Source organism: Paraburkholderia sp. HD33-4 (assembly GCF_021390635.1).
Classification (GTDB): Bacteria; Pseudomonadota; Gammaproteobacteria; order Burkholderiales; family Burkholderiaceae; genus Paraburkholderia.
Map to the genome: position 1 here is coordinate 3,113,285 of NZ_JAJEJS010000002.1, position 12,967 is coordinate 3,126,251.

General features: G+C 65.8%; 5 protein-coding genes. All 5 read left to right on the plus strand.

Translation table 11 applies throughout. The features are described 5' to 3' along the window. The first annotated feature begins 299 nt into the window (after positions 1-299). On the plus strand, positions 300-962 hold the full coding sequence (locus L0U84_RS34005) for a DUF1345 domain-containing protein (protein WP_233856402.1): 663 nt from the start codon (positions 300-302) through the stop codon (positions 960-962). A 532-nt stretch (positions 963-1,494) separates the two neighbouring features. Beyond that, a complete protein-coding gene (locus L0U84_RS34010) occupies positions 1,495-4,947 on the plus strand; it encodes an alpha-1,4-glucan--maltose-1-phosphate maltosyltransferase (protein WP_233856404.1) in 3,453 nt (1,150 codons plus the stop codon). Beyond that, positions 4,944-8,411, plus strand: a complete 3,468-nt coding sequence (treS, locus tag L0U84_RS34015; protein WP_233856406.1) for a maltose alpha-D-glucosyltransferase — start codon at positions 4,944-4,946, stop codon at positions 8,409-8,411. The genes L0U84_RS34010 and treS overlap by 4 nt, the downstream gene beginning before the upstream one ends. Continuing rightward, the gene (gene glgB / locus L0U84_RS34020; protein WP_233856408.1) at positions 8,404-10,614 is read left to right on the plus strand and encodes a 1,4-alpha-glucan branching protein GlgB; all 2,211 of its coding nucleotides are present in this window, start codon (positions 8,404-8,406) and stop codon (positions 10,612-10,614) included. Before treS ends, glgB begins: the two co-directional genes overlap by 8 nt. Before the next feature lie 115 nt (positions 10,615-10,729). After that, positions 10,730-12,943 carry a glycogen debranching protein GlgX gene (gene glgX, locus L0U84_RS34025; RefSeq protein ID WP_233856410.1) on the plus strand — a complete coding sequence of 738 codons (2,214 nt, stop codon included), beginning with the start codon at positions 10,730-10,732 and terminating at the stop codon, positions 12,941-12,943. Positions 12,944-12,967 lie beyond the last annotated feature (24 nt).

Below are 12,967 nucleotides of genomic sequence, written 5' to 3' on the forward strand. Positions count from 1 at the left end.
TTCCCCAAACCTGGTCTTACGCCGCTTCAGCGGTCTCGTATCCGTGCGCGCGATTCACGCGCGCCGCATGTGTGGTGTTGCATGCATGAGCGCAACGACAGCGATATGACGATGCGCGTTGCGCCTCGGACGCGGTGCCTTCATTGCCGTTTTCTGCCAATCGCCTTTCAACTGAAAGCGGCGCGCAAGGCCGCTGCGAAAGACTATAGCTTGTGACCCACCATTCGACAATCGTCCGCGTTGCACGCGTAGAATCCGCGACACCGGTCGCCCAACACTGTCGTAGTTCATCGAGTCCCATGACCATCAAATACTATCCGCAGGTTCTTCGCAATCGGCCCCGCACGGTGATCGGCCTCGCGATCGGCATCGTGGTCGCGTTCCTCGTGCCCATTCATACGAGTCCGATGGCACGCGCACTGATCGGCTGGGACACGGCCGTCTGGAGCTACCTGCTGATGATCTGGGTGCACATGGCCCTCGCCGACGAACATAGCGTGCGCGAATACGCGATGCGTGACGACGAAAACGCCGGCGTCGTGCTGGTCGCAATCTGCATCGCGACGGTCGCGAGCATCGCGGCGATCGTGCTCGAACTCGCGTCGGCCAAGGGCGCGGGCGGCGCAACGACCCTCTGGCACTATCTGTTGACCGGACTGACGCTGATCGGCGCATGGTTTCTGATTCCGACGATCTTCACGCTGCACTACGCGCGCCTCTACTACGACACCGACACGCAAGAAACCGCGTTGAAGTTTCCCGATCACCATTTGCTGCCGAACTACTGGGACTTCCTGTACTACTCGTTCACGATCGCGGTCGCGTCGCAAACCTCAGACGTGGTGCTGCGCTCGCGCGAGATTCGTCGCGCGACGCTCGCCCAATCGGTCCTGTCGTTCTACTTCAACGTCGCGGTGCTCGGCTTGTGCGTGAACATCGCGGCGGGGTTGCTGGGTTCGTGACGCAGTCATGGCGCGATGCCCGGATGAATTTCATGCGAATGCCATGCGCGCGCCACACGGCCGCCACACGAGCGATATCCCGGCTTCACGCGCAAGCCTGAACGGCAATCGGCACAGCGCCGGTTGATCCGTGTAAAAGCGGCCCCGGGCCGCCCGGTTTTACATGCCGCGCCATCCGCGCCGTGCGTAACAATGCCCGCTTAATCGCGCGCGCTCCGTGCGCGCGCGCACCTTTGGCACCCGCCGTCTTCCCGTAACCTCGCCCTTTCCGCGCTTGCGCGGCGCCCGGCGGCCCGCGGCGTTGGCACACGGTTTGCTCCTTTCCGCGTCTAGTGACGACCAGCCTCGCTGGGCCGGCATCTGGCGCCAAAGCACCCGCGACTGGCCAGCGGCGTGACGATCTTTGCACTACATTGACCAGTACGTGCCCCGCTGACGCATCGCGCGGTATCCGGCTCGGGAAGCCCAATGAGCGCTGTGATCGCATGCCAACTGCATCCACACCGCAGCAGGACAACTCTGGAAACGACCGATGGAACCTCCAAACGGGTACGCGCCGCGGATTTATTTTTTTCATTCTCTTCTCGTCGGACCCCTCGACGCCTGGCCCGCGCAGTTCGCTCACGCGGCCGGGCTCGGCTTCGATCATGCGCTGATCGGCGGGCTGTTCGAGCCGGGCCAGGCCGGCCACGGCCAGGTGGTCGGCAATCACGCGCGACTGCACCCGGTGTTCGAGGCACAGCACTCGGTGCCCGACGCCGTGCGCATGCTCGCCGATGCCGCGCGCCGCAACAACCTGACGCTGCTGGTCGATCTGGTGATCGACCGCATGGCCGCCGACGGCGTGCTGTACGCCGAGCATTCGGACTGGTTTCACGCGCGCGAGTCGGAGCTCGCACGGCTCGATCCGCGCCACGTGCATCGCGAAGACAACGTTGCCTACGCGAATTTCGACGACCCCGCGACGAGCGCCTCGCTGACCGTCTGGTGGACCCAGCAACTGCTCGCGCTCGCCGAGGCGGGTGTCGGCGGCTTCCGTTTCGATTCACCGCATCGCGTGCCGGCCGCCGTATGGCGGCACCTTGGCGACGAAGTGCGCGCGAAGCATCCGCAAGCGCGCTTTCTCGCGGCAACGCCGGGCCTTTCGCGCGGCGATCTTCCCGGTCTCGAAGCAGCCGGCTTCGACAGCGCGTTTTCGTCGGTGCGCTGGTGGGATTTCCGCTCGAGCTGGATGGCCGAGGAACATGCGGCGCTCGCGCGCGTCGGCGCGCCGATCGCCTTTCCCGAAGCGCCGTACGACACGCGCCTCGCCGGCGAGCTGAGCGACATGCACGACGCGGCGATCGTCGAGCGGGCGTATCGACGCGCGCTGTTCACGTCGGTTGCACTGGGCAGCGGCTGGATGATGCCGATGGGCTTCGAATACGGCATCGCCGAACCGATGTCGCAAACCCGCGGCGACGCCGCGCAGTTCGCGCGCGCCGTGCAGTCGCGCCGCTTCGATCTGAGCGCGGCCGTCGCCCAGGCCAACGACTTCGCGCGCAACACGCGGACCCTGCACGCGAACGGTGAGTTGCGCCCATTGAGCGGCCCCGGCGCATCGGCCGCGGTTCTGCTGCGCGCCGACGCACCCGATCTGCGCGACGCCGGCGAAGCAGTCCTGATCGTCGTGAATCCCGAGCTCGGCGCGCCGGTGCGTGTCGATCCCGCGCGCTTCCTCGCGGGCGTACCCGGCAGCTTTACGCGCTTCGCGCCGCTCGACGCGCGCGGCCAAACCGAACCCGCGACACTCGCGCCGTTCGCGCTCGCGCCCGGTGCGGTGCGGCTGTTGCGCGCGTTCACGGACCAGCCGATCCGCCTCGCGCCGCCGCTCGACAAGGCGAACAGCAAACGCAGCGGCCGCAAGACCGTGCTCGACGCGATCGACGCGCCGCGCGTCGCGATCGAGAGCGTGTCGCCTTCGGTGGAAAACGGCCACTTCGCGGCGAAGCGCAGCGTCGGCGAGCGCGCGGAAATTCGCGCGGCGATCTTCGCCGAAGGTCACGACAAGATCGCCGCCGCCGTGCTATGGCGCGCGGCCGACGAAACCGCGTGGCACGAACAGCTGATGTCGCCCGCGTCGCCGGCCGGCCTCGACTTGTGGAGCGCGCGCATTCCGCTCGAGAGGATCGGCCGTTACGAGTTCACCGTGATCGCCTGGCGCGACGACTTCGCATCGCTCGTCGAGCACATCCAGAAGAAGCTGAAAGCGAACCAGACCGTCGAGATCGAGCTCGACGAAGCCGCGCATCTGTTCGCGCTCGTGCTCGCCGAAGTCGAGACGACCGAGGATGCCGATAAGGAGCCGCTCGAACGCATCGTGCGCGACTTCCAGAAGGCCGACGCTGAACAGAAGCTCGCGCTGATTCTCGCGCCCGCCACCGCGACAGCGATGACCGCCGCGCGCCATCGCCCGTTTCTGAGCCGCGACCCGGTGATCTACAAGATCGACGCGGAACGCACGGCCGCCTGTTTCGCCAGCTGGTATGAGATCTTCCCGCGCTCGATGAGCGACGACGAAGCGCGCCACGGAACGTTCGCGGACGTGAGCGCGAAGCTGCCGCGGATCCGCGACATGGGCTTCGACGTGCTGTACTTCCCGCCGATTCATCCGATCGGAGTCGCGAACCGCAAGGGCCGCAACAACACGCTGACCGCGCAGCCGGGCGACGTAGGCAGTCCGTACGCGATCGGCGCGGCCGAGGGCGGCCACACCGCCGTGCATCCGCAGCTCGGCACGCTCGACGACTTCAAGGCGATGCTCGCCGCCGCGCATGCGCATGGCCTCGAAATCGCGCTCGACTTCGCGATCCAGTGTTCGCCCGATCACCCGTGGCTGAAGGAACATCCGACGTGGTTCGCGTGGCGCCCCGACGGCACGCTGCGCTATGCCGAGAATCCACCGAAGAAGTATCAGGACATCGTCAACCCGGACTTCTATGCGCACGACGCGAAGCCCGACCTGTGGCTCGCGTTGCGCGACGTGATCCTGTTCTGGATCGACGCGGGCGTGCGCATCTTCCGTGTCGACAATCCGCACACCAAGCCGCTGCCGTTCTGGGAATGGATGATCGCCGACGTGCGCGCGCGCCATCCCGACACGATCTTCCTCGCCGAAGCGTTCACGCGGCCGCGCATGATGAACCGGCTCGGCAAGATCGGCTTCTCGCAGTCGTACACGTACTTCACGTGGCGCGAGTCGAAGCGCGATTTCACCGAGTACATGGGTGAGCTCACGCAGACCGGCGCGCGCGATTTCTACCGGCCGAACTTCTTCGTCAATACGCCGGACATCAACCCGCGCCATCTGCAATCGCAGGGACGCACGGGCTTTCTGATCCGCGCGGCGCTGGCCGCGACGCTGGCCGGCCTGTGGGGCGTGTATAGCGGCTTCGAACTGTGCGAGGCCAGCGCGCTGCCGAACAGCGAAGAGTATCTGGACTCCGAAAAGTATCAGCTGCGCGCGTGGGACTGGCACCGGCCCGGCAATATCGTCGGCGAGATCACAGCACTGAACCGCATCCGGCGCGCGAATCCGGCGTTGCAAACGCATCTCGGACTCACGTTCCTCACCGCGCACAACGATCACATCCTGTTCTTCGAGAAGGCGACCGAGTCGCGCGACAACGTGATAGTCGTTGCGATCAATCTCGATCCGTTCAACGAACAGGGCGCGGACATCGAGTTGTCGTGGGACACGCTCCAGCGCTGGCATCTGCACGATCACGCCACGCTCGAAGTGGTCGACCAGATGACCGGCGCACGCTTCGAATGGAACGGCCGCTGGCAGCACGTGCAACTCGGCTCGGGCCAACCGTTCTCGATCTGGCGCATCGCGCCTTTGGGCGGCTTGCCCGCCGAACGTCCCGAGGACGGCGACCACGATCCCGACAGCGTACCTCCCGCGGACGCTGTCAACCCAACCTGGATGGAAGGTGGAACATGAAGCGCGACGATCCAGCCCAAACCACGCACGAGGCGCAAACGGCCGCGGCCGTCGGCACCGCGGCGAAGGTACGCACGCACCGACGCGGCAAACCCGCGATGCTCAGCGACGATCCGCTGTGGTACAAGGACGCGATCATCTACCAGGTGCACATCAAGTCGTTCTTCGATGCGAACAACGACGGCGTCGGCGATTTCCCCGGCCTGATGGCCAAGCTCGACTACATCGCCGAGCTCGGCATCAACGCGATCTGGCTGCTGCCGTTCTATCCGTCGCCACGCCGCGACGACGGCTACGACATCGCCGATTACCGCAACGTGCATCCCGACTACGGTCAGCTCGCGGACGTGCGGCGCTTCATTCAGGAAGCGCACGCGCGCGGCATCCGCGTGATCACCGAACTCGTCATCAACCACACGTCGGATCAGCACCCCTGGTTCCAGCGCGCGCGGCGCGCGAAGCCCGGTTCGAACTATCGCAACTACTACGTGTGGTCCGATACCGACCAGAAGTACCAGGAGACGCGCATCATCTTCATCGACTCGGAGCCGTCTAACTGGACCCACGATCCGGTTGCGGGCGCGTACTACTGGCACCGCTTCTACTCGCACCAACCCGATCTGAACTTCGACAACCCGGCGGTGTTGAAAGAGGTGCTGCAGGTGATGCGCTTCTGGCTCGACATGGGCATCGACGGACTGCGGCTCGATGCAGTGCCCTACCTGGTTGAGCGTGAAGGCACCAACAACGAGAACCTGCCGGAAACGCACGAGATCCTGAAGCGGATTCGCGCGACCATCGACGCTGAGTATCCGAACCGGATGCTGCTCGCCGAGGCGAATCAGTGGCCCGAGGACGTAAAGGAGTACTTCGGCGACGAGGACGAATGCCATATGGCGTTCCACTTCCCGCTGATGCCGCGCATCTATATGTCGATCGCGAGCGAGGACCGCTTCCCGATTACCGACATCATGAAGCAGACGCCGGACCTCCCCAACTCGAATCAATGGGCGATCTTTCTGCGCAATCATGACGAGCTGACCCTCGAGATGGTCACCGATTCCGAGCGCGACTATCTGTGGAACACCTATGCGAGCGATCGCCGCGCCCGCCTGAATCTCGGCATTCGCCGCCGTCTCGCGCCGTTGATGGAGCGCGATCGTCGCCGCATCGAACTGATCAATTCGCTGCTGCTGTCGATGCCCGGTACGCCCGTCATCTACTACGGCGACGAACTCGGCATGGGCGACAACATCCACCTCGGCGACCGCGACGGCGTGCGCACGCCGATGCAGTGGTCGTCGGATCGCAACGGCGGTTTCTCGCGCGCCGACCCCGAACAACTGGTGCTGCCCCCGGTGATGGGTGCGCTGTACGGCTTCGACGCGGTCAACGTCGAAGCGCAGAGCCGCGACCCGCACTCGCTGCTGAACTGGACGCGCCGCATGCTCGCGACGCGGCGCTCGAAGCAGACTTTCGGACGCGGCACGATCCGCTTTCTGAAGCCGGAAAACCGCAAGATCCTCGCGTATCTGCGCGAGATGCCCGGCGAGGCGCCGATCCTGTGCGTCGCGAATCTGTCGCGCGCGCCGCAGGCGGTCGAGCTCGACCTGTCCGAATTCAACGGCTTCGTGCCGATCGAGATGACCGCCGACTCGGTGTTCCCCGCGATCGGCCAGTTGACCTATCTGCTGACGTTCCCGCCGTACGGCTTCCTGTGGTTCATGCTGTGCGAAGGCGGCGGGCGTCCGACGTGGGCGCAGGCGCATTCCGAGCCGCTGCCCGAGTTCGTCACGATCGTGATCCGCGAAGGGCAGTCCGGGCCGACCCCCGAAAACGTGCGGCTGCTCGAATCCGAAGTGCTGCCGTCGTGGCTGAGCCGGCGCCGCTGGTTCGCGTCGAAGGATCAGAAGATGCATGCGGTGCGGCTCGCGGCGCTGACCACGATTCCGAACGGCGGCTTCGCGTTCACCGAAATCGAAGTGGACGTGGGGGACCACACCGAGCGCTACGTGGTGCCGATCGCGATCACGTGGGGCGGCGAGACCACCACGCCGCTGTTCCTGCAGCTCGCGTTGGCGCGCGTGCGGCGCGGCCGCAACGTCGGCCATCTGACCGACGCGTTCTCGCTGCCGATCTTCGCCCACAACGTGCTGCGCAAGATGCGCGAACACGCGGTCGTGCCGACCGTGCAGAAGAGCGAGATCAAGTTCCTGCCGACCGAGCGCTTCGCCGAACTCGACGGTCTAGGCGAGCGGCCCGAGATTCGCTGGCTCGCGGCCGAGCAGAGCAACAGTTCGCTGATCGTCGCCGATGCCGCCGTGCTGAAGCTCGTGCGGCGGCTCGTCAGCGGCATCCATCCGGAAGCGGAAATCAGCCGCTATCTGACGCAGCTCGGCTATGCGAACACCGCGCCGTTGTATGGCGAAGTGGTGCGCGTCGATCCCGAGGGCGTGCCGCATACGCTCGCGATCCTGCAGGGCTTCATCGACAATCAGGGCGATGCGTGGAACTGGTCGCTCGATTATCTGCGCCGCTCGGTCGACGAACTGGCGATCGCGATCGACACCGAAACGCAGAGCGTACCGGATCGCACCAACGAATCGATCCTGCTGGACGGCTACGGCGAACTCGCGGGCATCATCGGCCGCCGGCTCGGCGAGCTGCACGTCGCGCTCGCCACGCCGAGCGACGACCCGGCGTTCGCGCCGGAACCGGCCACCGCCGAACAGGTGAAGGCGTGGGTCGACGCGACGCAGACGATGCTCGCTGGCGCGCTCGATCTGCTCGCGCCGCGCATCGCGGAGATGAGCGACGCGGACACGAAGGGGCTCGCGCAAAGTCTGATTGATCGCCGCGCCGCGCTCGTCGAGGCGGTCGGCAAGCTGGTACCGCGCGACGCGGGTGCATTGCGCACCCGCATCCACGGCGACTTCCATCTTGGCCAGGTGCTGGTCGCGCAGGGCGATGCCTATCTGATCGACTTCGAAGGCGAGCCCGCGCGTTCGCTCGACGAGCGTCGTCAGAAATCGAGCCCGTTGCGTGACGTTGCCGGCCTGATGCGCTCGCTGTCGTATGCCAGCGCGGCCGCGCAGTCGACCACCGAAAGCGCGCCGCAACAGACCGCCGACCGCAAGCGCGCGCTGTTCGAGCGCTTCCGTGCGCACGCGACCAGCGCGTTTCTCGCGGAATACCGCGCGGCCGCCGCGCAATCGCCGACACCGCTCGTCGCGCCCGAATCCGAAGAAGCGCTGCTCGATCTGTTCCTGATCGAGAAGGCCGCTTACGAGATCCGCTACGAAGCGGCCAACCGGCCGACGTGGCTCGGCTTGCCGGTGCGCGGCCTCGCGTCGCTCACGAGCCGGCTGCTCGGCGATACCGGCGCGCCGCCGCACTACGATCCATCAACCCGGGTGCCTGGCACCGCAACGCCGCCTAACCCGGCCGAGGGCGACTATGAGTGAGCATGATCCGGCAGCAGGCCTTCAACCCGTCGATATCGACGCGCTCGTCGAAGCGCGTCACCCCGATCCGTTTTCGCAGCTCGGGCTGCATCAGACCGATGCCGGCCCGATCGTGCGCGCGCTGCTGCCGAATGCCGCGCACGTCACCGTGGTTTCGCGCGCCGATGGCGCGACGCTCGGCGAGCTCGAACAGCTGCGGCCCGGCCTGTTCGCGGGCCGTATCACGCGGGCGATGCCGTACCGCTTGCGGGTCGACTGGCACGGCGTCGTGCAGGAAGTGGAGGATACCTATTCGTTCGGCCCGGTGCTCGGCGACGAGCCGCTTCAACGTCTCGCGCACGGCGATCCGTACGCGGTGCTCGAATGTCTGGGCGCGCGGCCGGTCGACATCGACGGCGTGCCGGGCGTGCGCTTTGCGGTGTGGGCGCCGAATGCACGGCGGGTGTCGGTGGTCGGCGACTTCAACGCGTGGGACGGCCGCCGTCATCCGATGCGGCTGCGTCATCAGGCGGGCGTGTGGGAACTGTTCGTGCCGCGCGTGGGCGTCGGCACGCGCTACAAGTACGAGCTGCTGTCGCGCGACGGCCATCCGCTGCCGCTCAAGGCAGACCCGTGTGCGATGCAGACCGAAAGGCCGCCGGGCACCGCGTCGATCGTCGCGCACGTCGACGAGATCGAGCAGTTTCCGTGGACCGATCACGAGTGGATCCAGTCGCGCGCCGACAAGCAGACCGCGCGCACGCCGATCACTATCTACGAAGTGCACGCGGAGTCGTGGCTGCGCATCGCGGAGGAAGGTCAACGAGGTCTCGTCTGGGAAGAACTCGCCGAACGGCTGATTCCCTATGTGAAGAGCATGGGCTTCACGCACGTCGAATTTTTGCCGATCGCCGAGCATCCGTTCGGCGGCTCGTGGGGTTATCAGCCGCTCGGGCAGTTCGCACCGTCCGCGCGCTTCGGCAAACCCGAGCAGTTCGCGCGTTTCGTCGATCGCGCGCACGAAGCGGGGCTCGGCGTGATTCTCGACTGGGTGCCCGCGCATTTTCCGAACGACGCGCACGGCCTGATCGATTTCGACGGCACGCCGCTCTACGAGCATTCCGATCCGCGCGAAGGCTATCACCAGGACTGGAACACGATGATCTTCAACCTCGGCCGCAACGAGGTCAGCGCGTTCCTGATCGCGTCGGGGCTCGCGTGGTTGAAGCGTTATCACGTCGACGGCTTGCGCGTGGACGCGGTCGCGTCGATGCTGTATCGCGACTACTCGCGCGCGGCCGGCGAGTGGGTGCCGAACATCTACGGCGGCCGCGAGAATCTCGAATCGATCGCGTTCCTGAAGCGCTTGAATCACGAAGTCCGCTATGTGCCGGGTGCGCCCGGCGCGATCACGGTCGCCGAGGAATCGACCGCCTGGCCGGGTGTGACCGCGCACCTCGCGGACGGTGGTCTCGGCTTCGACTTCAAATGGAACATGGGCTGGATGCACGACACGCTGCACTACATGCACGAAGACCCGGTGTATCGCCAGTATCACCACCACAACCTGACGTTCGGCATGGTGTACGCGTATTCCGAGCGCTTCGTGCTGCCGCTGTCGCACGACGAGGTGGTGCACGGCAAGGGCTCGCTGCTCGGCAAGATGCCCGGCGACCGCTGGCAGCGTTTCGCGAATCTGCGCGCGTACTTCGGTTTCATGTGGACGCATCCGGGCAAGAAGCTGCTGTTCATGGGCGGCGAATTCGGCCAGATGGCGGAATTCAACCATGACGACTCGCCGCACTGGCATCTGCTCGACGATCCGGGCCACCACGGCGTGCAGTTGCTGGTGCGCGACCTGAACCATCTGTATCGCAACGAGCCCGCGCTGCATCTGCTCGACTGCGAACCGGGCGGCTTCGAATGGTTGATCGGCGACGACAGCGGCAACAGCGTATTCGCCTATCGGCGCACCGACGGCGCGGGCCAGGAGTTCGTCGTGGTGTGCAACATGACGCCGGTGCCGCGGCTCGGCTACCGGCTCGGCATGCCGCGCGGCGGGCGCTGGGTGGAAGTGCTGAATACCGATGCGGGCGTGTACGGCGGCTCGAACATGGGCAACGGCGGCCTGATTCAATCCGACCATGTGACGAGCCACGGCAGGCCGCACTCCGCCGCGCTGACCTTGCCCCCGCTCGCGACGATCGTATTGCGCGCGGACTGAACGAACCTGCGGTAACACGGGCGCGCGGCGCGACGGCAGACGTCGCGCGCCCGTTGCGTGAAGACTCAGACAGACCCGGTCTCTAGCTCGACAATCAGAACAGGAAAGGGAAAACATGTCGCATGCGTTGCCCGACCGGTTGCTGCCCGGCTCGCCGTATCCGCTCGGCGCGAGTTGGGATGGGCTGGGGGTCAACTTCGCGGTGTTCTCGGCGAACGCGCAGAAAATCGAGCTATGCCTGTTCGATACCACCGGCCGCAAGGAAATCCGCCGCTTCACGATGCCCGAATGCACCGACGAGATCTGGCACGGCTATCTGCCGAACGCGCATCCGGGCACCGCGTACGGCTTTCGCGCGCATGGGCCGTATCAGCCGCATTTCGGGCATCGCTTCAATCCGCACAAGCTGTTGCTCGACCCGTATGCGCGCAAGCTCGTCGGACAGTTTCGCTGGTCCGACGCGCTGTTCGGCTATCGCGTGCATTCGAATCGCGCCGACCTTTCGATCGACCGGCGCGATTCCGCGCCCGCGATGCCGAAGTGCGTCGTGATCGACGAGGCGTTCGACTCGTCGCACGACAGGCGTCCCGACGTGCCGTGGGGCGAGACCGTGATCTACGAAACGCACTTGCGCGGCGCGTCAATGCTGCGCTCTGATCTGCGCCAGCACGAACGCGGCACGTTCGCCGCACTCGCGTCGCCGGAGTTCATCGAGCATCTGCTGAAGCTCGGCGTGACCGCGGTCGAACTGCTGCCCGTGCACGCGTTTCTGAACGACCGCTTCCTCGTGGAGCGCGGGTTGCGCAACTACTGGGGCTACAACACGGCCGCGTTTTTCGCACCGGAGCCGACCTATCTGAGCACGCACCGGCTCGACGAAATGCGCATCGCCGTGCGGCAACTGCACGCGGCCGGCATCGAGGTGATTCTCGACGTGGTCTACAACCACACCTGCGAAAGCAACGAGATGGGTCCGACCATCTCATGGCGCGGCCTCGACAACGCCAGCTACTACCGGCTGATTCCCGGCGACGAGCGTCACCACATCAACGACACGGGCTGCGGCAACACGGTCAACCTGCCGCATCCGCGCGTGATGCAGATGGTGATGGATTCGCTGCGTTACTGGTCGACCGCGTTCAATATCGACGGCTTCCGTTTCGATCTCGGCGTGACGCTCGGGCGCGAAAGCCACGGCTTCGATCCGGGCGCGGGCCTGTTCGACGCGTTGCGCCAGGACCCGGTGCTGTCGCAGCGCAAGCTGATTTCCGAGCCATGGGACATCGGTCCTGGCGGCTATCAGCTAGGCAATCATCCGCCGGGCTTCAGCGAATGGAACGACCGTTTCCGTGACACCGTGCGACGTTTCTGGCGCGGCGACGCCGGCCTGCGGCCCGACCTCGCCGCGCGCCTGACCGGCTCGGCCGATCTGTTCAACCGGCGGCATCGCAAGCCATGGGCCTCGATCAACTTCGTTACGTCACACGACGGCTACACATTGGCCGATGTGACCGCGTACGAGCAGAAGCACAACGAAGCCAACCAGGAAGACAACAACGACGGTCACAACGAGAATTGCAGTCGCAACTGGGGCCTCGAAGGCACGACCGACGACCCCGCGATTCTGGCGACGCGCCGCCGCGTGTCGCGCTCGCTGATCGCGACACTGATGATCGCGCTCGGCACGCCGATGCTGCTCGCCGGCGACGAAGCGCTGCGCACCCAGCGCGGCAACAACAACGCGTATTGTCAGGATAACGATCTATCGTGGATCGATTGGGACCTCGCGGATTCACCGGAAGGCCAGCGCATGACCGAGTTCGTCGCCCGCGTAATCGCGCTGCGCAAGCGCCATCCGGTGCTGCGTGAAACGCGCTTTCTGTTCGGCGACCGCGAAGTGCTGCCCGGCCTGTTCGACGTCGGCTGGTTCGATGAACACGGCGACCCGCTGACGATCGAAGCGTGGCAGGACCCGGAGGGACGCGCGTTCACTTTGCGTCGCGCGGGGCCGGGCCTGAATGGCGAAACCGAAGTATTGTTATTGATGCTCAACGCACACGAGGAGGCGCTGCAGTTCGCTCCTCCCGCGCCGCACCTGGAATGGCATGTGCTGTTGGACACGGCCGAACCGGAGCGCGCGCCGCAGCGGCTCGCAACGACCGAACTCGAGGTCGCCGCACACGGCCTCGTGATACTCGCCGCGCAGCCGACCGGCGAAGCGGATTGGCAAGCCGGCTGGGTGGCCGGCGCGCAGCACGGGCCGCGGCTATTGACCGCGCTGCCGCCCGATCCGGGCGCGCAGACGGCAAACGACGATGGTTCGCAATAATCGAAGCACTGCGGCGAGAGAGTT